General features: G+C 71.0%; 19 protein-coding genes. 11 read left to right on the forward strand and 8 right to left on the reverse strand.

What is annotated here, in order from left to right:
* Positions 1-115: 115 nt before the first annotated feature.
* The 6 genes from rsmA (at position 116) to ACZ4TO_RS27720 (ending at position 9,183) form a co-directional block, all read left to right on the forward strand.
* Positions 116-1,042: a 16S rRNA (adenine(1518)-N(6)/adenine(1519)-N(6))-dimethyltransferase RsmA gene (rsmA, locus tag ACZ4TO_RS27695; RefSeq protein ID WP_382791685.1), complete on the forward strand. Its 927-nt coding sequence runs from the start codon at positions 116-118 to the stop codon at positions 1,040-1,042.
* Complete coding sequence (locus ACZ4TO_RS27700) at positions 1,039-1,941, forward strand: 4-(cytidine 5'-diphospho)-2-C-methyl-D-erythritol kinase (RefSeq protein ID WP_468025504.1); 903 nt, start codon at positions 1,039-1,041, stop codon at positions 1,939-1,941. The genes rsmA and ACZ4TO_RS27700 overlap by 4 nt, the downstream gene beginning before the upstream one ends.
* A 94-nt stretch (positions 1,942-2,035) precedes the next feature.
* Entirely contained in the window at positions 2,036-3,841 is a 1,806-nt protein-coding gene (locus ACZ4TO_RS27705) for an ABC-F family ATP-binding cassette domain-containing protein (protein ID WP_385042475.1), read from the forward strand.
* Between the two features lie 391 nt (positions 3,842-4,232).
* On the forward strand, positions 4,233-6,143 hold the full coding sequence (locus tag ACZ4TO_RS27710; RefSeq protein WP_468025505.1) for an outer membrane protein assembly factor BamB family protein: 1,911 nt from the start codon (positions 4,233-4,235) through the stop codon (positions 6,141-6,143).
* A 79-nt stretch (positions 6,144-6,222) separates the two neighbouring features.
* Positions 6,223-8,175: an outer membrane protein assembly factor BamB family protein gene (locus tag ACZ4TO_RS27715; RefSeq protein WP_468025506.1), complete on the forward strand. Its 1,953-nt coding sequence runs from the start codon at positions 6,223-6,225 to the stop codon at positions 8,173-8,175.
* A 300-nt stretch (positions 8,176-8,475) separates the two neighbouring features.
* Positions 8,476-9,183, forward strand: coding sequence for a helix-turn-helix transcriptional regulator (locus ACZ4TO_RS27720; RefSeq protein WP_382791696.1), 708 nt, complete (start codon positions 8,476-8,478; stop codon positions 9,181-9,183).
* Positions 9,184-9,235: 52 nt separating this feature from the next.
* Here the strand turns inward: ACZ4TO_RS27720 and ACZ4TO_RS27725 are convergent, their stop codons facing one another.
* From ACZ4TO_RS27725 to ACZ4TO_RS27735, 3 genes are read right to left on the reverse strand one after another with little or no spacing between them, the layout of a single operon-like run.
* Positions 9,236-10,132 carry an NAD(P)-dependent oxidoreductase gene (locus tag ACZ4TO_RS27725; protein ID WP_468025507.1) on the reverse strand — a complete coding sequence of 299 codons (897 nt, stop codon included), beginning with the start codon at positions 10,130-10,132 and terminating at the stop codon, positions 9,236-9,238.
* Between the two features lie 4 nt (positions 10,133-10,136).
* Entirely contained in the window at positions 10,137-10,334 is a 198-nt protein-coding gene (locus ACZ4TO_RS27730; RefSeq protein WP_385042479.1) for a DUF397 domain-containing protein, read from the reverse strand.
* 8 nt (positions 10,335-10,342) lie between these two features.
* Positions 10,343-11,194: a helix-turn-helix domain-containing protein gene (locus ACZ4TO_RS27735; RefSeq protein WP_385042480.1), complete on the reverse strand. Its 852-nt coding sequence runs from the start codon at positions 11,192-11,194 to the stop codon at positions 10,343-10,345.
* Positions 11,195-11,431: 237 nt separating this feature from the next.
* On the opposite strand from ACZ4TO_RS27735, the gene ACZ4TO_RS27740 reads away from it, so the two are divergent.
* Entirely contained in the window at positions 11,432-11,833 is a 402-nt protein-coding gene (locus ACZ4TO_RS27740; RefSeq protein WP_382791706.1) for an ATP-binding protein, read from the forward strand.
* Position 11,834: 1 nt separating this feature from the next.
* Here ACZ4TO_RS27740 and ACZ4TO_RS27745 read toward each other — a convergent pair whose 3' ends face one another.
* From ACZ4TO_RS27745 to ACZ4TO_RS27755, 3 genes are all read right to left on the reverse strand, one after another.
* Positions 11,835-13,142 carry a M48 family metallopeptidase gene (locus ACZ4TO_RS27745; protein ID WP_468025508.1) on the reverse strand — a complete coding sequence of 436 codons (1,308 nt, stop codon included), beginning with the start codon at positions 13,140-13,142 and terminating at the stop codon, positions 11,835-11,837.
* A gap of 161 nt (positions 13,143-13,303) precedes the next feature.
* Positions 13,304-13,621: a hypothetical protein gene (locus tag ACZ4TO_RS27750; RefSeq protein WP_382791712.1), complete on the reverse strand. Its 318-nt coding sequence runs from the start codon at positions 13,619-13,621 to the stop codon at positions 13,304-13,306.
* 51 nt (positions 13,622-13,672) lie between these two features.
* Positions 13,673-15,373, reverse strand: a complete 1,701-nt coding sequence (locus tag ACZ4TO_RS27755) for a sodium:solute symporter family protein (RefSeq protein WP_382791715.1) — start codon at positions 15,371-15,373, stop codon at positions 13,673-13,675.
* 178 nt (positions 15,374-15,551) lie between these two features.
* On the opposite strand from ACZ4TO_RS27755, the gene galT reads away from it, so the two are divergent.
* From galT to galK, 3 genes are read left to right on the forward strand one after another with little or no spacing between them, the layout of a single operon-like run.
* A complete protein-coding gene (galT, locus tag ACZ4TO_RS27760; protein ID WP_382791718.1) occupies positions 15,552-16,640 on the forward strand; it encodes a galactose-1-phosphate uridylyltransferase in 1,089 nt (362 codons plus the stop codon).
* The gene (galE, locus tag ACZ4TO_RS27765; protein ID WP_382791721.1) at positions 16,637-17,602 is read left to right on the forward strand and encodes a UDP-glucose 4-epimerase GalE; all 966 of its coding nucleotides are present in this window, start codon (positions 16,637-16,639) and stop codon (positions 17,600-17,602) included. The genes galT and galE overlap by 4 nt, the downstream gene beginning before the upstream one ends.
* Before the next feature lie 21 nt (positions 17,603-17,623).
* A complete protein-coding gene (galK, locus tag ACZ4TO_RS27770) occupies positions 17,624-18,766 on the forward strand; it encodes a galactokinase (RefSeq protein WP_468025509.1) in 1,143 nt (380 codons plus the stop codon).
* Positions 18,767-18,841: 75 nt separating this feature from the next.
* Here the strand turns inward: galK and ACZ4TO_RS27775 are convergent, their stop codons facing one another.
* Entirely contained in the window at positions 18,842-19,336 is a 495-nt protein-coding gene (locus tag ACZ4TO_RS27775; protein ID WP_385044616.1) for a GNAT family N-acetyltransferase, read from the reverse strand.
* 256 nt (positions 19,337-19,592) lie between these two features.
* On the opposite strand from ACZ4TO_RS27775, the gene ACZ4TO_RS27780 reads away from it, so the two are divergent.
* Positions 19,593-20,360: a response regulator transcription factor gene (locus ACZ4TO_RS27780; protein ID WP_326787288.1), complete on the forward strand. Its 768-nt coding sequence runs from the start codon at positions 19,593-19,595 to the stop codon at positions 20,358-20,360.
* Here ACZ4TO_RS27780 and ACZ4TO_RS27785 read toward each other — a convergent pair.
* A complete protein-coding gene (locus ACZ4TO_RS27785; protein ID WP_103553555.1) occupies positions 20,319-20,816 on the reverse strand; it encodes a MarR family winged helix-turn-helix transcriptional regulator in 498 nt (165 codons plus the stop codon). The genes ACZ4TO_RS27780 and ACZ4TO_RS27785 overlap by 42 nt on opposite strands.
* Between the last annotated feature and the right edge of the window lie 37 nt (positions 20,817-20,853).

Below are 20,853 nucleotides of genomic sequence, written 5' to 3' on the forward strand. Positions count from 1 at the left end.
GCCGGCCGGCCGGATGCCCATCCCCGGCACCGCGGGACCCCGGTGGCACGGCTGACACCCGTGCCGCGGGGCCGCGGCTGCACGGCCCGGGCCCGGCCCCCCGTACCCTTGGCTCGTGACCAGCCCCACCTCCGACGCCCTCCTGGGCCCCGCCGAGATCCGCGAACTCGCGGCCGTCCTCGGCGTACGGCCCACCAAGCAGCGCGGCCAGAACTTCGTCATCGACGCGAACACGGTGCGCCGCATCGTGCGGACCGCGGAGGTGCGGCCCGACGACGTGGTCGTGGAGGTGGGCCCCGGCCTCGGCTCCCTGACACTCGGCCTGCTGGAGACGGCGGACCGGGTCGTCGCCGTCGAGATCGACGACGTCCTCGCGAGCGCGCTCCCCGCGACGGTCCAGGCCCGCATGCCGCAGCGCGCCGACCGCTTCGCGCTGGTCCACTCGGACGCCATGCAGGTCCGGGAGCTGCCGGGCCCGCCGCCCACCGCGCTCGTCGCGAACCTCCCGTACAACGTCGCCGTGCCCGTCCTGCTGCACATGCTCGACACCTTCCCGACCATCGAGCGCACCCTCGTGATGGTCCAGGCGGAGGTCGCCGACCGGCTCGCCGCGCCGCCCGGCTCGAAGGTGTACGGCGTGCCGTCGGTGAAGGCGAACTGGTACGCCGACGTGAAGCGGGCCGGTTCCATCGGGCGCAACGTCTTCTGGCCCGCGCCCAACGTCGACAGCGGTCTCGTGGCACTCACCCGGCGCACCGAGCCGATCAGCACGACGGCCACCAAGAGCGAGGTGTTCGCCGCGGTGGACGCCGCCTTCGCCCAGCGCCGCAAGACGCTGCGCGCCGCCCTCGCCGGGTGGGCCGGTTCCGCGCCCGCCGCCGAGGCCGCGCTCGTCGCCGCCGGGATCTCGCCGCAGGCCCGCGGGGAGTCGCTGACGGTCGAGGAGTTCGTCCGCATCGCGGAGAACCGCGCGGCGGCGGACCGGGACGACGCGGGCACCCCCCGGCACACCCCCGAGAACGAGGAGTCGACCCAGCCGTGACGGAGAGGGTGACGGTACGCGTCCCTGCCAAGGTCAACGTCCAGCTCGCGGTCGGCGGCGCACGCCCCGACGGCTTCCACGACCTGGCCAACGTCTTTCTCGCGGTCGGCCTCCACGACGAGGTGACGGTCACCCCCGCGGACGAGCTGCGCGTCACCTGCGCGGGCCCGGACGCCGGCCAGGTGCCCCTCGACCGCACCAACCTCGCGGCCCGCGCCGCCCTGGAACTCGCCCGCCGCCACGGCATCGACCCCGCCGTCCACCTGCACATCGCCAAGGACATCCCCGTCGCCGGCGGCATGGCCGGAGGCAGCGCGGACGGGGCGGGCGCGCTGCTCGCCTGCGACACCCTGTGGGGCACGAACGCCTCGCGCGAAGAACTCCTCGACATCTGCGCCGAGTTGGGCAGCGATGTGCCGTTCTCCCTGGTGGGCGGGGCGGCGCTCGGTACCGGCCGGGGCGAGAAGCTGCGCCTCCTGGACGTCGGCGGGACCTTCCACTGGGTGTTCGCGATGGCCGAGCGCGGACTGTCGACCCCGGCGGTCTTCCGGGAGTTCGACCGGATGAACGAGGGCGTGCGCGTCCCGGAGCCGGTCGCCTCGCAGGATCTGCTGGACGCCCTGGCGAAGGGCGACGCCGGAGCCCTCGCGCGCACCGTCTCCAACGACCTCCAGCCCGCGGCGCTCTCCCTCTTCCCGGCCCTCGCCGACACCCTCGCGGCGGGCCGCGCGGCCGGCGCGCTCGCCGCGCTCGTGTCCGGGTCGGGCCCGACGACGGCGTTCCTCGCGCCGGACGCGGAGTCCGCGCGGGCCGTCGGCCGGGCGCTCCAGGACTCGGGCACCTGCCGCGCGGTGCGCGTCACGCAGTCCCCGGCACCCGGTGCGACCGTGCTCGGCTGAGCGGCCGCTGAACGCGCGGCGGGGGACACCCGCCGCGCGGACTACCCTTGAGGGTCGATCGTCCGGTCGATCGTCCCCGTTGTTCAGGAGAGAAATGGCCGTCAACCTGGTCAATGTCGAGTCCGTCAGCAAGGTGTACGGCACCCGTGCACTGCTCGACGGAGTCTCCCTCGGCGTCAGCGAGGGCGACCGCATCGGCGTGGTCGGCCGGAACGGTGACGGCAAGACCACCCTGATCCGCATGCTCGCCCGGCTGGAGGAGCCCGACACCGGCCGTGTCACCCACTCCGGCGGCCTGAACGTCGGCGTGCTCACCCAACACGACTCGCTCGACCCCGAGGCCACCGTGCGCCACGAGGTCATCCGGGACATGGCCGACCACGAGTGGGCGGGCAACGCCAAGATCAGGGACGTCCTGACGGGCCTGTTCGGCGGTCTCGACCTGCCCGGCTTCCCGCAGGGCCTCGACACCGTGATCGGCCCGCTCTCCGGCGGCGAGCGCCGCCGTATCGCGCTGGCGAAGCTGCTCATCGACGAGCAGGACCTGATCGTCCTCGACGAGCCCACCAACCACCTGGACGTCGAGGGCATCGCCTGGCTCGCCGGACACCTGCGCGAGCGCCGCTCCGCCCTGGTCTGCGTCACGCACGACCGGTGGTTCCTCGACCAGGTCTGCACCCGGATGTGGGACGTGCAGAAGGGCGCGGTCTACGAGTACGAGGGCGGCTACTCCGACTACGTGTTCGCCCGCGCCGAGCGTGAGCGCATCGCCGCGACCGAGGAGGTCAAGCGGCAGAACCTGGTCCGCAAGGAGCTGGCCTGGCTGCGCCGCGGCGCCCCCGCCCGCACCTCCAAGCCGCGCTTCCGCGTCGAGGCCGCCAACGAGCTGATCGCCGACGTGCCGCCGCCCCGCGACAAGAGCGAGCTGATGCGGTTCGCCAACTCCCGGCTCGGCAGGACCGTCTTCGAACTGGAGGACGTGACCGTCCAGGCCGGTCCCAAGGTGCTGCTCAAGCACCTGACCTGGCAGCTCGGCCCCGGTGACCGTGTCGGCCTGGTGGGTGTGAACGGCGCGGGCAAGACCTCCCTGCTGCGGGCCCTGGCCGAGGCCGCCCGCACCGAGGGCGAGCAGCAGCCCGCCGCCGGCCGGATCGTCACCGGCAAGACCGTCAAGCTCGCCTACCTCTCCCAGGAGGTCGGCGAACTCGACCCCACCTGGCGCGTCCTGCAGGCCGTCCAGTCCGTCCGCGACCGCGTCGACCTCGGCAAGGGCCGCGAGATGACCGCGGGGCAGCTCTGCGAGACGTTCGGCTTCAACAAGGAGAAGCAGTGGACGCCGGTCGGGGACCTCAGCGGTGGTGAGCGCCGCCGGCTGCAGATCCTGCGCCTGCTGATGGACGAGCCCAACGTCCTCTTCCTCGACGAGCCGACGAACGACCTCGACATCGAGACCCTCACCCAGCTCGAGGACCTCCTCGACGGCTGGCCCGGCTCCATGATCGTGATCTCCCACGACCGCTTCTTCATCGAGCGCACCACGGACAACGTGTTCGCGCTCCTCGGCGACGGCACCCTGCGGATGCTTCCGCGCGGAATCGACGAGTACCTGGAGCGGCGCAGGAAGATGGAGGAGGCGGCCGCGGCCACCGTGCTCGCCGCCGCTCCCGCCCCGGCGAAGTCCGCGTCGGCCGCCGACGCCCGTGCCGCGAAGAAGGAACTCCAGAAGATCGAGCGGCAGCTCGACAAGATCTCCGAGAAGGAGACGAAGCTGCACGCCCAGATCGCCGACAACGCCACCGACTTCGGCAAGGTCGCCCGACTCGACACCGAACTGCGCGAGTTGGCGGGCGAGCGGGAGGAACTGGAGATGCGCTGGCTGGAGCTGGCGGAAGACGCGTGAGCGCGAGGGGCGACAGCCCCTTGTGAGGCGGGCGGTGCCTTCGGGTCGCGGAGGCACCGCCCGCCCGGCGTGCGGGCCCGGCGCGCACGGCCCGCGCGAAGGGCGCGCAAGTGCCCCCAGGTGCCCCCGAGTTGTCGAAAGCGCCCCGCGCGACGGACGTCCCCGGCCGCTGAACTCGCCTTGCGCGCCCGGCGTGAAGGGCGCGTGAAGGCGCGTAACGGCGGCATCACAGCCCGGTCCTCCCTTGGGAACAGGGCGCGCACCGGCCCCCTGTTCACGCCCCCTGGAGTGATAGAAAGAGCGGTCTGAGAACAGTCTGAGATCCACCGGACGAGGCGCGAAACGGGCGCCGCCGGTGGGGGGTCACATCAGTGAAGAGGGGGACGCGCTGATGAGTCAGCCGCCGAGTCAGCCACCGCAGGGCGGTTTCGGAGCACCGCAGGACCAGCCGCCGACGGGCGGCGCCGGCGCGTCGCCGGACCCGCGGTCGGGGGGTGGCTTCGGCGCACCGCAGAGCACGCCTCCGCCGCCGCAGGGCACGCCTCCGAACACGCCTCCCGCGCCGCAGGGCACGCCCGCTCCTCCCGCGCAGCCGCCCCAGGCGCCCGCGCCCCAGAACACCCCGCCCGCCGGACCTCCGCAGCCCGGCTACGGATACCCGCAGCAGCCCGGCCCCTACGCCCAGTCGGGTCCGTACGGGCAGCCGCAGCAGCCCGGACCGTACGGGCAGCCGCAGCAGCCGGGCCCCTACGGCCAGCCCGGTCCGTACGGATACGGGCAGCAGCAGGGGTACGGCTATCCGCCCCAGGCGCCCTACCCGGGCGGTCCCGGCACCCCGCAGCCCGGCGGTCCCGGCGGTGGCTCGAAGAACCCGTTCAAGGGAAAGCCCGCGCTCGTCGTCGCCGCGGCGGTGGCGGGTCTGCTCGTCGTCGGCGGCACCGTGTGGGCGGTCACCAGCGGCGGGGGCGACAAGAAGCCCGTCGCGAAGGAGAGTCCCAGCCACAGCCCGTCCGTGTCCGCGCCCGCCTCGGACGATCCGGTCAACCCCGGCGACGGCAGCGGTGACGGCGGCGAGGAGAACGACGACCTGAACGCCGGCCGCAAGGCGGGCGAGGCGAAGGTCCTCTGGTACAAGTCGGCGCCGGACGCGCCCGGTTCGGGTGCCGAGGCCCCCGGCATGTGGATCACCGGCAAGGCGGCGGTGAAGGCCGCGTACAAGCAGCTCTTCGCGTTCGACGTCGGTGACGGCAAGCTGGCCTGGCCCGCGCTGACCTTCCCGCAGAAGATCTGCGCTGTCACCCCGCAGAAGACGGCCGACGACAAGGTCGTCGTCGCCTACATGAGCGGCTCCGCCAGCAGCGCGAAGTGCAACCAGCTCCAGCAGGTCGACCTGAACACCGGAGCCAAGGGCTGGACCGCGCAGGTCGCGGAGGGCGATCTGTTCGACAGCACGATCTCGATCGACCTGTCCATCACCGGCAAGACGCTGACGGTCGGCCGCTCGATGTCGGGAACGGCCTACGACGTCGGCAGCGGCAGGAAGCTCTGGGACAAGAAGAAGTACGGGGCGAGCTGCTACCCGGCGGGATTCGCGGGCGGCTCCAAGCTGCTGGCCGTCTCGGCCTGCGGGGCCGGCAGCAGCACCGAGCACGACGAGGTGCAGGAACTGGACCCGGCCACCGGCAAGGCCCGTTGGACGACGAAGATCCCCAAGGGCTGGCGGGTCGGGCGCGCCTACTCCGTGGACCCGGTCGTGCTCTACCTGACGAACGACGCGAAGAAGAAGTTCAACATCACCGTCCTGAAGGACAACGGCGACCTGCGCTCCCAGCTCAAGAGCGACGACGGCTTCGCGCCGGAGTGCGGCTTCGCGATCCTCGACCGTGACCTGGCGGGCTGCTTCGGTGCCGTCGCCGACGCCGACACGCTCTATCTGCCGACCGAGGCGAAGACCGGGCCGAACGAGATCGTCGCGTTCAACCTCGCGACCGGCAAGGAGAAGTGGCGCGTCAAGTCCCCGACGGACGCGACGATGATGCCGATGAAGACGGACGGCGGCGCGCTCGTCGCCTACGTCGAGGCGTCGTACGACGGGGGCGGCCGCGTCGTGTCGATCCCGACGGGCGGGAGCGGCCACACGCCCACGAAGCTGCTCCAGAACCCGCAGGGCACCGCGGCGATCGAGGCCGGCTTCTACTCCAAGGCCGTCGACTTCGTGGACGGACGCTTCTACATCTCCACGACCCGCCTGACGGGCAACGACGAGGCGAAGGAGAAGCTGATGCTGGCCTACGGCAAGTGACCGACGCCCCCGTCCCGTTCCCTCGCGTCCCGCACGCGCACAGGCCCGCCGTCCCTTCTTATCCCGAGGTATTCACGTCATGAGCCAGCCGCCCCCGCCGCCGAACGAGCCCCCGAAGGGCTTCGGCGCACCGCAGGAACCCTCCCAGGGCTCTCAGCAGACTCCGGGCGGGGCAGACCCCGAGCCCGGCGACCCGCAGGAGCAGCCCGCGCAGGGTCCCGGCGCCCCGCAGGACGCGCCCGCGCCCGGTTTCGGTGCCCCGCAGAGTGCGCCCGCGCAGGGCTTCGGCGCCCCGCAGGAGCCGCCCGCCGGCGGGTTCGGCCCGCCGACCCCTCCGCCCGCCGCCGCGGGCCCCGGCTACGGCTACCCCCAGACGCCCCCGCCGGCGTCCCCGCAGCAGCCGTACGGCTATCCGCAGACGCCGCCCCCGGGCCAGCCGGGCTACGGCTACCCGGGCCAGCCGCAGGCTCCGTACGGCGCCCAGGCCCCGTACAACCCCGCCGCGCAGCCGAGCCCGTACGGCTACCCGCAGCCGCAGACCATGCCGATGCAGCCGCAGGCCCCGCAGGCGAGCGGCGGGCGCAAGGTCAACAGCCAGTTGCTCATCATCGTGGCGGCCGTCGTGGCCGTCGCGCTGATCGTCGGCGCGGGAATCGTGTACTCGCAGCGCTCCGACGGGGGCAACAAGCACGACGTCGGGAAGTCGGGCGGTGTCACCGGCGGCAACGGTGACGACAAGGGCGGAGACAAGAAGGGCACCGGCGGCGAGAAGGTGCCGGCGAACACCAACTCCGACCTGCTCTTCCAGATCCCCGCGCCGGCCGTGCCGAAGGACGTCACCAGCGTGACCACGTCCGGCTCCTGGCTCACCGACAAGGTGTACGCCAAGACCGGCAACGCCGAGATCAACGGCTACGACCCGAAGACCGGCGCCAAGAACTGGACGATCAAGCTTCCCGGCCCGGTGTGCCAGGCCAGCCTGCACAGCACGGACGCCAACCGCTCGGCGATCATCTACGAGCCGGCCATGCCCACCAAGGCGCAGCCCTCGCACGGATGCACCCAGCTCGCCGCGATCGATCTCGACGCGGGCGCCAAGCTCTGGACCCGGACGATCAAGTCCGGTGACCAGGTGATCAACCTCGACAACGTGACGATCAGCGGGAACACGGTCGCCGCGGGCAGCACGGGTGGCGGGGGAGCGTTCGACATCTCCACCGGCAAGGCCCTGTGGGCGCCCAAGACGGGCGACAGCTGCTACGACTCCGGGTACGGCGGCGGCGCCAAGCTGGTCGCGGTCCGCAAGTGCGGCCAGTACGGCAGCACGCGCCAGCTCCACATCCAGACCATCGACCCGAAGTCCGGGAAGGTGATCTCCGAGTACAAGATGTCGCCCGGCATCGAGTACGCCAGCGTCGTCTCCACCGACCCGCTGGTCGTGGCGGCCGACGTCGGCGACTCCGCCGGTGACGGCAGCGGCATCTCGGACTTCTTCTCCATCGACAACAAGACCGGCAAGCTGCGGGCGAAGATCTCGGCCCCCGGCAAGACGTACGCGGCCAAGTGCGACGGCATCACCAAGATCGAGTTCTGCAAGTCGCTTGCCGTCGGCAACGACAAGCTGTACATCCCGACCGAGGAGCACGACGGCTCCGGTGACTACAGCCGGACCAACGAGATCGTCGCCTTCGACCTGGCCACCGGCAAGCAGACCGGCCAGCGCGCGGACGCGGGCGACGGCTACAGCATCACCCCGCTGCGCATGGACGGCACCAGCCTCCTCGCGTACAAGCGGCCGCCGTACGACAAGGGCGGGCAGATCGTCAGCATCGACGGAACCTCCTTCAAGGAGACGAAGCTGATGGAGAACCCGGCCACCCAGTCGACGCGTGACGCGGAGTCGAGCATGCTCCCGGACTACGCCGAGATCCTCTACGCCGACGGCCGGCTGTACATGTCCCAGGTCTACGCGGACAAGCCGACCTCCGCGACGGACAAGGCGTACCTGGCGATCGCCTTCGGAACGAAGTAACCGTCACCTTTCGAGTGAACCAAAGTGATCATCTTCGAAAGAATGCGGTGATCGTTTCCCCGGATTGATTTGTTCGGGCCGAAACACCGTGTGCGGCCCCGTCCCTGTTCAGGGGCGGGGCCGCACGCGTACCCCGCAACACTTCCTATTGGGTGGGATTTCGATATTCCGGGGCACTTCTCTCCAGTAGGGGAAGCGCAACGTCGAACAAGCGTGTAGCTTCCGGGTGATGGAGAGCCGGGGGGCTCCTAATCCACGGGGAACCAGTGGGGATGCTCGGGGGGACTGGGGGGTTGCCTGATGGGAGTCCGGCTCATGGTGGTCGACGACCACCGACTGCTCGCCGAGGCGTTGGCCTCGGCGCTGAAGCTGCGCGGGCACCGGGTGCTCGCCGCGGCGGCGCCCGCCGCGGGGGCGGCGGAGCTGGTGATCACACGGGCACCCGAGGTGTGCCTGATCGGCACGGCGACACCCGCCGAGCCGGGGATCTTCGACCCGGTGGTGCGGATCAAGCGGGAGCGTCCGCAGGTGGCCGTCCTGGTGCTCGGACCGGTGCCCAACCCGCGCGGGATCGCGGCCGCGTTCGCCGCCGGCGCCTCCGGCTACGTACGCCATGACGAGCGCATCGAGGGTGTCGAGCGCGCGATCATGAAGGCGAGGGCGGGCGAGGCGGCCGTGGCCCCGCAACTGCTCCAGGGCGCCTTCAGCGAACTGCTCAATCCCGCCGCCCAGCCCGACGACGAGGGCCAGCGGCTGCTCCAGATGCTCACACCCCGCGAGGTGGAGGTCCTGGTGCGGGTCGCCGACGGCGAGGACACCCGGCTCATCGCGGCCGGCATGGGCATCGCCCCGTCCACGGCCCGCACCCACGTCCAGCGGGTCCTGATGAAGCTGGGCGTGGGCTCCCGCCTGGAAGCGGCGGCGCTCGCGGCCCGCACGGGCCTGCTGGACCGCGCGGGCCCGATCCCGGCCCAGAGTCCCCACGGCCCCGCGGACACGTCCCGCTGAGACGTACGGGCTCCGCGGGTCCGCGGGGCTCCGAGGAGCCGGGTCCGCGGTGCTACGAGGAGGGGGGCTTGCCCTCCTCGAAGCTCGCGAAGTACGCGGCGGCCATGTCCTCGTCCCCGTGGCCGAGGGCACCGGCGCGGCCGAAGCGTTCCGCGGCGGCCTCGGCCACGTCGAGCCGCACGCCGTGCCGCGCTCCCGCTCCCACGATCAGGCGGGCGTCCTTCTCGGCGGTGGTGACGGCGAAGCTGGCCGGGGACAGCCGGTCCTCCAGGACCAGGTCGGCCTTGGCGCGCAGATAGCCCATGTCGAGCGGGCCGCCCTCGATGAGGCCGAAGAAGTCCTCCGGGTCCACGCCGAGGCCCTTGGCCAGGGCGAGCACCTCCCCGGTCGCGGCCGTGGCGGCCAGCACCCAGCTGTTGGCGACGAGCTTGAGCCGGGTGGCGCTGCCCGCCGCGCCGTCCTCGCCGGTCCACACCGTCCGGGCGCCGACGGCGTCGAAGACGGGTGTCACGGTGTCGCGGGCCGCGCTCGGGCCCGCGGCGAGCACGGTGAGCTGCCCGGCCTCGGCGGGTGCGCGTGTCCCCAGGACGGGTGCGTCGAAGAAGGGGAGCCCCTGCGCGTCGGCGAACTCGGCCAGCTCGCCGAGGGCTTCGGTGCCGGCGGTCGTGGACTGCACCCAGACGGCCCCCGCGCGCAGCCCGGGTGCGGCCCGGCGCATGACGTCGAGCGCGGCCGGGCCGTCGTGGAGGATGGTCAGGACGACGTCGGCGCCCCGTACGGCCTCCTCCGGGGTGTCCGCGACGTGCGCGCCGTCGCCGGCCAGCGGCTCGGCCTTGTCCCGGGTCCGGTTCCAGACCCGCACACCGTGCCCGGCCCGCACGAGGTTCCGGGCCATGGCGGCCCCCATGATGCCGGTGCCGAGAACACTGACAGTGAGTTTGTCGGTCATGGGGTCAGCCTTCCCCGTCGGTCCTGTTCTTTATGTGGTTCAGGAGATGGACAAGCGCACCAGGGTCGGTCGAGAGCCGGGTGCCCGGGGTGTCGCTCTCGCGGAGGTGAGCGGTGCCGGGGGTGGTGGCCAGTTCCAGGCAGTTGTTGCCGTCGCCGCTTCCCGAGAAGGACGACTTCTGCCAGTTGTCGGGGGTGGTCACGGCGGACCTCACAGTTCCTTCGCCAGCCGGTGGATGAAGTCACGCGAACGGGTGGGTTCGAGCGACACAGCCTCCACCATATGGAAGAGCGTTCGAAAAGTGCCCAGTTGTGCCTCGGAGTCGATGAACACCACACCGTGCGGTGCGTCGCGTACCGCTGTGTCCAGCTTGGGCACGGCACCGCCCACGTACATCATCGCGTTCGTGGCTCCGGCGAAGCCGTCGAGTTCGAAGGGGATGACGCGCACGGTGATGTGGTCCGCTTCGGAAAGCTCCAGAATGCCCGCCAGTTGACGGTGAGCAGTTGTCCGGTCGCCGACCCTGATGCGCAGCGCCGCTTCGTGGATCACCGCCGTGTAGGGGACGGGGGCGTGGTCGGCGATGACAGTTTTGCGTTCCATTCGATGGCGGACGCGCAACTCGATCTCGTTGTCGGGCAGTCGGGGGACCCGGTACGCGAAGACGGCACGCGCATAGTCCTCCGTCTGGAAGAGGCCCGGGACGTGCAGGAACTCCACGTCGAGCCGGCGCGTGGCGTGGTGCTCCAACTCGGCCAGGTCCAGGAACGGCGTGGGTAGCAGGCCCCGGTACGCCTCCCACCAACCGTGGGTCCGGTCGGTCGCCATCCGCACCAGTGCTTCGATCAACTCCCCGTCCGCACAGGAGTAGTGAGCCGCGAGACTTCGTACCCGCTCCTCGCTCACCCCCGCGATGCCGGACTCCATCTGGCTCATCTGGGCGGAGTCCGACCCGACGAGTGCGGCAGCCTCGCGTGCCTTGAGCCCTGCGGCCTCGCGCAGTTTCCGCAGCTCGATGCCCAGGCGCTCCTGGCGTGCGGTTGGCTGCCGTCTGCGCGGCATGGCTTCCTCCCTCGCCCCAACTGCCCGGAGGCAGTTACACCTTCGAGGGGAAGATTACGGCAGCGGCTTGCGCGGGCCCAAATTTTACCCATACCGTCGGTGACGCGACGCACACGCTGCGGAACCTCGGGGTACCCGGAAGCGCACCACTCCGTCCTGCCACGGCGGCTGTGACACTGCCACCGCCCGCGCGCCCAGCGAACTCCCGACTCCCCACACCAGAACCGGAGTTCAGCCATGCCCACGAACGAGCCCTGGACCTACTCCCTTCACATCCCCCACGACACCCGCGCCGTCACCGTCTGCCGTCGCACCGTTCGCCTGGTCCTGACCCTGCACGGACTGATCCGCCTCGCGGACGTCGCCGAGCTGCTGGCGGCGGAGCTGGTCTCCAACGCCGTACGGCATACGAAGGGGCCCGCGGCCCTGCGGCTGGCCTGGCGGGGCGGGGTGCTGCGGATCGGAGCCTGGGACGCGAGCCCGCTGCCGCCGCCGTACGACCTGCCGGTCACCTCCGACGCCGAAGCGGGCCGGGGCCTGGTCCTGGTCCGAGCCTGCGCCGACGACTGGGGCTGGCATCCACTCCGGCAGGGAGGCGACACGGGCAAGTACGTGTGGTGCGAATTGGCTGCCGCCTAGCTCATCGGTAGCCGTCCTGGAGGATCTGCCGGGCCACTCTCGCACGGGCGTCCGCGAGTTCACCGGCGATCCGGTGCTCTCGCTCGTCGTCCGACACGACCGCGGGGGGCAAGGCTTCCCCGATCAGCAGGCAGGCGTGGCGCAGATGGGTGGGCGGATGGGTCGCGTCGACGCTGTGGCCGCGCAGCGTGCCCACCCGGCGCAGACGTTCGCGCTCCCGCTCCGGAACGGACGCCAGTTCCGCGGCCAGACGCTGCCACAGCTCGTCCGCCCGGCCGGCGGTCTCGCGCCCGTCCCGCCCGCCGCGCGGGCCTTTCAGGGCGGAGAGGTTGGTCTCGCGCTGCAGTACCACCGCGGCCGAGTCGGAGATGAGCGTCTGCTCCATGAGTTCCAGCGCGGCCCGGGTGGACCCCACCCGGGCCGCCGTCCGGTCGGCGAGATATTCGGCCCGCTGGGTGGAACGCAGGGTGAGGCCGTCGAGGACGGTCAGCATGCCGCGGACGAGCAGACGGGGTACGACGTAGATCATGTTGAGGATCACGGTGAACACGTCGGTGTCGTCGAGCGCGTCGGCGCCGACCGGCGCGAAGTAGTAGTACCAGGTCGCCAGCGAACGCTGGGCGGTCCCGACGACCAAGCCGTGCCGGGTGTCGCCGTTGACGAAGTGGCCCATCTCGTGGCCCAGCAGCGCGATCCGCTGCTGCGGTGTGAGGATTTCCCAGAAGGGCAGCCCCAGGGTGAGGAGCCGTCGCCCGCGCAGACCGTAGCTCCGGACGCTCGCGTTGATCTCGCCGTCGACCACGACGGCGTCGACACCGCGGGTGCCGGCGACGCGGGCGACCTCGTCGACGAGCGCGAAGAGTTCGGGCGCGTCGGCGCGGCGCAGGACGGAGGTGTTCTCCGGCAGCCTGCCGAACCGGGGCCGCAGCGACCACCCCAGGGCGAGGAGGAAGGCGCCCGGCAGCATCCCCCAGCCGCCCCAACTCCCGATCAGCAACCAGACACCGCCCGCGGTCAGGGCCAGGGTCAGGGCGTGGACGACGAGCGCGACCGCGAAGGCGAGACGGGCCGAGGAGTCCCGCCGGGCCTTCAGGGTTCCGCCCGCGGCCAGTTCGGCCAGCAGACGCTCACCGTGCCGTCGGGCCTGGGCCCGCCGCGCCTCGGCGAGCCGGCCCCGCTTCTCCTCCGGGCGTTCCGGATCGACGTTCCAGTCGCAGGCGGCGCACCACGAAGGAAAGCGGCTGTCCCCGCGGACCTCGGCCCCGCAATCCGGGCATGGCTGAACCGTCTCCACCGCGGCGGTGTCCATCGCTGACTCTCCCCTGCCCCACGGCCCCTCCCCAGAGGCCGTCCGTACCTGTCCCGGCGAAGGAGATCACAGAGGTGTGGGGACGGTAAAGGGCCAGGTCCAGGAGCTTTTCGTGCACCGGGGCCGGAGTTCCGAGTGAACTCCGGCCCCGGTCGGGGGAGTCAGGCCGTCGGCGGCGCCTGCTCCTCGGACGGAGTCTCCGGCACCGTCGGCGGCAGGGGTCGCAGCCACAGCCAGGCCAGGAAGAACAGGCCGAGGGCGAGCATGCCGAGGCCGGTCCACAGGTTGATGTTGATGTCGCCGGCCTTGGCGAGGTCGGCGTCGGAGGCCGTGATGCCGGCGATGGTGACGATGATCCCGTAGATCACGAACAGGCCGCCGATGATGCGGCGGATGTCGAACAGACGGGCGGCGGTCGCGGACTTCTTCTCGAGGTCCGAGACCTGGCTCTGCGCGTCGCTTTCCGAATAGTCGGACATGGTTTCCTTATTCTCCCTCGTCGGAGTGGGCCGGGGCTCGTCGGAACGAGGTCAGAACGAGAACGGGATGTAGCAGGCGGCGGCCAGGATCATCGCGCCCCAGCCCAGCAGGGCGGGCTTGCGGTACCAGGCGTCGTCACCGGCGGCCGGCGGCTCGGCCATGCCCGGGGACACGGTGCCGTAGACCAGGCCCTCCAACTCCCGCGCGGGCTTGGGGGCGGTGAAGAGCGAGACCCCGACCATCACCACGCCGCCGGCCACGAAGGCGACGATCGCGGAGACGAAGTTGGCGCCCTGGTCGGAGGGGAAGCCGATGATGCCCTGCTTGTAGAGGACGAAGTAGTTCACCATCGCGGCCGTCGTCCCGGCCAGCAGGCCCCAGAAGCCCGACTTCACCGACGCCCGCTTCCAGAACATGCCGATGATGAAGACCGCGAACATCGGCACGTTGAAGAAGGAGAAGAGCGTCTGGAGGTAGCTCATGATGTTGGAGAAGGACGAGGCCAGGAAGGCCGTGCCGATCGACGCCAGGACACCGATCACCGTGATCAGCCGGCCGAAGCGCACGTAGTAGGAGTCCTCGCGGCCCTTCACCACGTACTTCGCCCAGATGTCGGTCGTGAAGACCGTGTTGAAGGACGAGACGTTGGCCGCCATGCCCGCCATGAACGCGGCCAGCAGACCGGTCACCGCGATGCCGAGGACACCGTTCGGCAGCAACTCCTGCATCAGATAAGGGATCGCGTCGTTGTACTGGAGATCCGAGCCGGGGGTGCCGATCTTCGGGACCAGGACGGCCGCCACCAGGCCCGGGATCATCACCAGGAACACGATGAAGATCTTCGGGTAGGCCGCGATCAGCGGGGTGCGCTGGGCCGCGGAGAGGTTCTTGGCCGACAGCGCGCGCTGCACCTCGGCGAAGTTCGTCGTCCAGTAGCCGAAGGACAGCACGAAACCGAGACCGAGCACGATGGTCAGCCAGTTGGCGCCGAGCGGGTTGTCGCTGCCGATGCCCGTACCGCCCCAGGCCGTCGTGAAGTCGGTGCCGTGGGTCTTGTCGAGGGAGTCGGTCAGACCGCCCCAGCCGCCCACCCGGTGCAGGCCGAGCACGGCGATCGGGATCAGGGCCGCCAGGATCACGAAGAACTGGAGCACCTCGTTGTAGATCGCGGAGGAGAGGCCGCCGAGGGTGATGTACGCCAGGACGAAGAACCCGGCCACCACGATCGCCACCCACTGCGGCCAGCCGAGGAGCGCCTCGACCACGATCGCGAGCGAGTAGAGGTTGACGCCGGCGATGAGGACGGCGGCGAAGGCGAACAGGACCGAACTCAGCAGGTGCGCCCATTTGTCGAAGCGCAGGAGCAGGAACTCGGGGACCGAGCGGACCTTGGAGCCGTAGTAGAACGGCATCATCACCAGGCCCAGGAAGACCATCGCGGGGATGGCGCCGATCCAGTACCAGTGCACGGTGTAGACGCCGTACTGCGCGCTGTTGGCGGCCATGCCGAGGATCTCGGTGGCGCCCAGGTTGGCCGAGATGAACGCCAGCCCGGTGATCCAGGCGGGCAGTGAGCGTCCGGACAGGAAGAAGTCGAGGCTCGTCCGCACCGAGCGGCGGGCCGCGAAGCCGATGCCCAGGACGACCACGAAGTAGATGCCGAGGATTGTGTAGTCGAGTGCGTTCGTGGGGAGACGCAGCTCGGCGGCGAGCAGGGTGCCCGCTTGGGGCGGATACGTGGGGGACTGCATCAGAACTCGCTTCGTCGCATGAACCTATCGGACCGGAACCTATGCCTCCGCATTCAACAAATGCACCCTCTGATGGTGACCTTTGTTTGATTGTGACGTTGACTGCGGTGGTGGCTTGTGGTTTGTTGTGTTCGGTTATGTTTGAAGGTTTGATCGGGTGCTGATGGGGAGTCCGACTGTGAAGAAGACCTCGACCCGGCTCGCCGACGGTCGTGAGCTCATCTACTACGACGCGGGCGACGACCAGGTGCGCGACACGGTGGACCGGCGCCCGCTCGACCCCACCGTCACCACCTCCGAGGTGCGCCGCGACCCGCTGCTCGGCGACTCGGTGGCCATCGCCTCCCACCGCCAGGGGCGCATCTACCACCCCCCGGCCGACGAATGCCCGCTGTGCCCGTCCTCGGGCGACCGGCTGAGCGAGATCCCCGAATCCTCGTACGACGTGGTCGTCTTCGAGAACCGTTTCCCCTCGCTGGCCGGCGACTCCGGCCGCTGCGAGGTCGTCTGCTTCACCTCCGACCACGACGCGTCCTTCGCGGACCTGACGGAGGCACAGGCTGCCCTCGTCCTGGAGGCCTGGACGGACCGCACCGCCGAACTCTCCCATCTCCCCTCCGTCCAGCAGGTCTTCTGCTTCGAGAACCGCGGCGCCGAGATCGGTGTGACACTCGGTCACCCGCACGGGCAGATCTACGGCTACCCCTTCACCACCCCCCGTACCGCCCTGATGCTGCGATCCCTCGCCGCGCACAAGGAGGCGGCCGGCGGGGCGAATCTGTTCGACGACGTCCTCGCGCGGGAACTCGCCGACGGTTCGCGGATCGTCCTGACGAGCGACCACTGGGTCGCCTTCGTCCCGTACGCCGCCCACTGGCCCTACGAGGTCCACCTCTACCCGCGCCGCCGCGTGCCCGACCTGCTCGGCCTCGACGAGGACGCGCGCACAGAGTTCCCCCAGGTCTATCTGGAACTCTTGAGGCGCTTCGACCGGATCTTCGACGGACCGGACGGTGGGAAGGACGGGACGGGCGAGCCGCCGACGCCGTACATCGCGGCGTGGCACCAGGCTCCCTTCGGCCCGCTGGAGGAGTTCGAAGGCGTCAACCGGGACGACTTCGCGCTCCACCTCGAGCTTTTCACCATTCGCCGCACTTCCGGCAAGCTGAAGTTCCTCGCGGGTTCCGAGTCCGGCATGAACGTGTTCATCAACGACGTGCCGCCGGAGACCGCGGCTCAGCGACTGCGAGAGGTAGCGAGTACATGAGTGGGAAGTACCTGGTCACGGGCGGAGCCGGCTATGTGGGCAGCGTGGTCGCGCGCCACCTGCTGGAGGCGGGCCACGAGGTCACCGTCCTCGACAACCTCTCGACGGGCTTCCGCGAGGGCGTGCCCGCCGGCGCCGCCTTCGTCGAGGGCGACATCCGCGACGCCGCCAAGTGGCTGGACCCCTCGTACGACGCCGTCCTGCACTTCGCCGCGTTCTCGCAGGTCGGCGAGTCCGTGGTGAAGCCCGAGAAGTACTGGGACAACAACGTCGGCGGCACCATGGCCCTGCTCGCCGCGATGCGCGACGCGGGAGTGCGCACGCTGGTCTTCTCCTCCACCGCCGCGACCTACGGCGAGCCCGAGACCACCCCGATCGTGGAGTCCGCGCCGACCCGGCCCACCAACCCCTACGGCGCCTCCAAGCTCGCCGTCGACCACATGATCACCGGCGAGGCCGCCGCCCACGGGCTCGGCGCCGTCTCGCTGCGCTACTTCAACGTGGCCGGCGCCTACGGCGAGAGCGGCGAGCGGCACGACCCCGAGTCGCACCTCATCCCGCTGGTCCTCCAGGTCGCGCAGGGCCGCCGCGACGCGATCTCCGTCTTCGGCGACGACTACCCGACGCCGGACGGCACCTGCATCCGCGACTACATCCATGTCGCGGACCTCGCCGAGGCGCACCTGCTGGCCCTTTCGGCCGCGACCCCCGGCGAGCACCTGATCTGCAACCTCGGCAACGGCAACGGCTTCTCCGTCCGCGAGGTCATCGAGACGGTGCGCCAGGTGACCGGACACCCGATCCCCGAGGTCGTGGCACCGCGCCGCGGCGGGGACCCGGCGGTCCTGGTCGCCTCGGCCGAGACCGCCCGGGAGCGGCTCGGCTGGAACCCGTCCCGCGCGGATCTCGCGGGGATCGTCGCGGACGCGTGGGAGTTCGCACAGAACACGACGAAGGGATAGCGGGTGGAGCGGGTGGAGCAGGTGGGGGTACGTGAGGGTTTCGAGGCGCTGTACGGCGCCGCGCCCGAGGGCGTGTGGGCGGCGCCCGGCCGGGTCAACCTGATCGGCGAGTACACGGACTTCAACGAGGGGTTCGTGATGCCGCTCGCGCTGCCGCACACGGCGGTCGCGGCGGTGTCCCGCCGGTCCGACGGCGTGCTGCGGCTGCACTCGGCGGACATCGACGGACCCGTCGTCGAACTGCGCGTCGACGAACTGACGCCCCGGTCGGACACCGGCTGGGCCGCCTATCCGGCGGGTGTCGTGTGGGCGCTGCGCGAGGCCGGCCACGCCGTCGGCGGCGCGGACATCCACCTGGCCTCCACCGTCCCCACCGGCGCCGGGTTGTCCTCCTCGGCGGCCCTGGAGGTCGTCACCGCCCTCGCCCTCGACGAGCTGTACGGACTCGGGCTCACCCGGCCCGAGCTGGCCCGGCTCGCCCAGCGTGCCGAGAACGACTTCGTCGGCGTGCCCTGCGGGGTCATGGACCAGACGGCCTCGGCGTGCTGCACCGAGGGGCACGCCCTGCACCTCGACTGCCGCGACCTCTCCATCCGCCAGATCCCCTTCGACCTCGCCTCCCAGGGCCTCGAACTCCTCGTCGTCGACACCCGGGTGAAGCACGCGCTCGGCGACGGGGCGTACGCCGAGCGGCGTGCGGGCTGTGAGGAGGGGGCCCGGCAGCTCGGGGTGTCCCATCTGCGCGACGTCCCCTACGCGGAGCTCGACGCGGCGCTCGCCCGGCTCTCCGACGAGCGGGTCCGCCGCTACGTCCGCCACGTCGTCTCCGACGACCACCGGGTGGACCAGGTCGTCTCGCTGCTGGACGCGGGGGACGTCCGGGCGATCGGGCCGGTCCTGACGGACGGGCACGCCTCGCTGCGGGACGATCTGCGGATCTCGTGTGCCGAGCTGGATCTCGCCGTGTCGGCGGCCAACTCCAGCGGTGCGCTGGGGGCCCGTATGACGGGGGGTGGGTTCGGGGGGTCCGCTGTCGTGCTGGTCGAGTCCGCCGACATCGACGGGGTCACCAAGGCTGTGGTGGAGGCCTTCGCCGAGGCGGGCTTCACCGCTCCGCGGGTGTTTCCTGCTGTGCCTTCGGCCGGGGCCCGGCGGATCGGCTGAGCCACGGCTTCTTCGCCCCCTCCGCCCCTTCCCGTCCCGTCCTCGGGGGGCTCCGCCCCCCGAACCCCCCGCTCCTCAAACGCCGGAGGGGCTGGAATTCCCAGTCGCCGGGGGAGTCGGGTTCCAGCGCTTTGTCAGGGTGTACTCCGTGATTCCCGGGGGGTAGTCCGGGATCACGGACACCACCTCGTAGCCCTGCTTGCGGTAGAAGTCCGGGGCCTGGAAGTCCCAGGTCTCCACGCGGGCGGCGGTGCAGCCGCGTCCGGTGGCTGCCCCTTCGGCCTCGGTCAGGAGCCGCGTGCCCAGGCCCGTGCCGCGATGGCGGTCGTCGACCCACAGATAGGTGACGTGCAGCCAGGTCGTCCAGGTGTGGCCCGCCAGACCGCCGGCCAGGCCGCCGTCCTCGTCCAAGGCCCAGACATGGAGCGGAAGTTCCCGCTCACCTGGGGTTCCGCGCAGCGCGCGCAGCACCGGGGACGCCGCCGTGTTCGTGTCCAGCAGCCGTCTGCGGAGCAGATCCCGCCGCTCCTTGTCGTCTCCTGTCTCGATACGAAACATACGGCTCACCATAAACGCGCTGGCCAACCAGTTCTGCAAATTGCCTTCCGCTCCCCGCCCCCACCCGTACTCTGATGAACAGTGCCGGTGGGGGCCGGTGCTGATCAGGGGGCGAGACAGTCGGGTACGACGCCCGTAGTGGGGGTAGCACTTCCAGCACGGCGGCGGCCGTGCGGCGGAGGCACCTCGTTTTCCGGGTCGCAAGCGGACCCGGGATCACCTCGGGCGCCGTACCCGTACGGATCGTCCCCCGACAGTGGGGGTTTCTGTGGTTCGCATCCGAGTACTGGTCGTCGACGACCATCGCATCTTCGCCGAGTCGCTCGCCGCCGCGCTCGCGGCCGAGCCCGACGTCGACGTGTCCGCCGCCGGCAGCGGTCCGGCCGCGCTGCGCTGCCTCGAACGCGCGGCGGCCGAGGGCCGCCGTTTCGACGTGCTGCTCGTCGACGCCGACCTGGGCGGCAATCTGCCCGGCATGCGTCCGGCGGTGCCCGTCCAGGAGAGCAACGAGGACGGCCTGGTCGACGGCATCTCGCTGGTCGCAGGGGTGCGTTCGGGACAGCCGGGCGTACGGACCGTCGTGCTGGCCGAGAAGGACGACCCACGCCGGGCCGCGCTCGCGCTGCAGGCCGGGGCCTCCGGATGGGTCGCCAAGGACTGCTCGCTGTCGCGGCTGCTCACCGTCATACGGGGTGTGCTGCGCGACGAGACCCATCTGCCGCCCGCCCTGCTCACCGGGGTGCTGCGCGAGCTCACCGCCGCGCGCAAGCACCGCACCGAGAGCGAGCGGCTCGTCGAGTCGCTGACGCCCCGCGAGCGCGAGGTGCTGCGGTGCATGGTCGCCGGGCTCGGGCGCAAGGCGGTGGCGGAGCGGTTGTTCCTGTCGCCGCACACGGTCCGCACCCATATGCAGAACGTCCTCGGCAAGCTCGGGGTGCACTCCACCCTCGCCGCCGTCGCACTGGCCAGGCGGGCCGGGGTCGGACCCGTGGACCTAACCGGGGATGTTGTCGAACGGGGCGGTCAACTGGCGTAGCAGCCCGGCCAGTTCACCGCGCTGGGCCCGGCTCAGCTCGGCGAGGATCGCCCGCTCCTGGTCGAGCAGACCGGCCAGCGCCTGGTCGGCGCGGTCGCATCCCTCGTCCGTGAGGCGGACGAGCACGCCCCTGCGGTCGCTCGGGTCCGGGAGGCGCTCCACCAGACCCTTCTTGGTCAGACGGTCGATGCGGTTCGTCATCGTGCCGGAGGTCACGAGCGTCTGGGTCAGCAACTGTCCGGGGGAGAGCTGATACGGGGATCCCGCGCGCCGCAGCGCCGTCAGGACGTCGAACTCCCAGGGCTCCAGGCCGTGCTCGGCGAAAGCGAGCCGACGCGCACGGTCCAGGTGCCGGGCCAGCCTGCTCACCCGGCTGAGCACCTCGAGCGGTTCCACGTCGAGGTCAGGGCGCTCCCGGCGCCACGCAGCGACCAGCCGATCGACCTCGTCCTCCATGACGATCAGTGTAGTGGTTGTGTCGACATGAAGTCTC

The sequence above is a fragment of the Streptomyces sp. NPDC028298 genome, assembly GCF_055565895.1.

Excerpts from the sequence above, each read along its gene's own strand:
- galE (WP_382791721.1), top strand. The coding sequence starts at position 16,637 with ATGAGTGGGAAGTACCTGGTCACGGGCGGAGCCGGCTATGTGGGCAGC.
- ACZ4TO_RS27740 (WP_382791706.1), top strand. The coding sequence starts at position 11,432 with ATGCCCACGAACGAGCCCTGGACCTACTCCCTTCACATCCCCCACGAC.
- ACZ4TO_RS27705 (WP_385042475.1), top strand. The coding sequence starts at position 2,036 with ATGGCCGTCAACCTGGTCAATGTCGAGTCCGTCAGCAAGGTGTACGGC.
- ACZ4TO_RS27735 (WP_385042480.1), bottom strand. The coding sequence starts at position 11,194 with ATGCCGCGCAGACGGCAGCCAACCGCACGCCAGGAGCGCCTGGGCATC.
- ACZ4TO_RS27725 (WP_468025507.1), bottom strand. The coding sequence starts at position 10,132 with ATGACCGACAAACTCACTGTCAGTGTTCTCGGCACCGGCATCATGGGG.
- ACZ4TO_RS27710 (WP_468025505.1), top strand. The coding sequence starts at position 4,233 with ATGAGTCAGCCGCCGAGTCAGCCACCGCAGGGCGGTTTCGGAGCACCG.
- ACZ4TO_RS27775 (WP_385044616.1), bottom strand. The coding sequence starts at position 19,336 with ATGGTGAGCCGTATGTTTCGTATCGAGACAGGAGACGACAAGGAGCGG.
- ACZ4TO_RS27755 (WP_382791715.1), bottom strand. The coding sequence starts at position 15,373 with ATGCAGTCCCCCACGTATCCGCCCCAAGCGGGCACCCTGCTCGCCGCC.
- ACZ4TO_RS27715 (WP_468025506.1), top strand. The coding sequence starts at position 6,223 with ATGAGCCAGCCGCCCCCGCCGCCGAACGAGCCCCCGAAGGGCTTCGGC.
- ACZ4TO_RS27750 (WP_382791712.1), bottom strand. The coding sequence starts at position 13,621 with ATGTCCGACTATTCGGAAAGCGACGCGCAGAGCCAGGTCTCGGACCTC.
- ACZ4TO_RS27720 (WP_382791696.1), top strand. The coding sequence starts at position 8,476 with ATGGGAGTCCGGCTCATGGTGGTCGACGACCACCGACTGCTCGCCGAG.
- ACZ4TO_RS27785 (WP_103553555.1), bottom strand. The coding sequence starts at position 20,816 with ATGGAGGACGAGGTCGATCGGCTGGTCGCTGCGTGGCGCCGGGAGCGC.
- ACZ4TO_RS27745 (WP_468025508.1), bottom strand. The coding sequence starts at position 13,142 with ATGGACACCGCCGCGGTGGAGACGGTTCAGCCATGCCCGGATTGCGGG.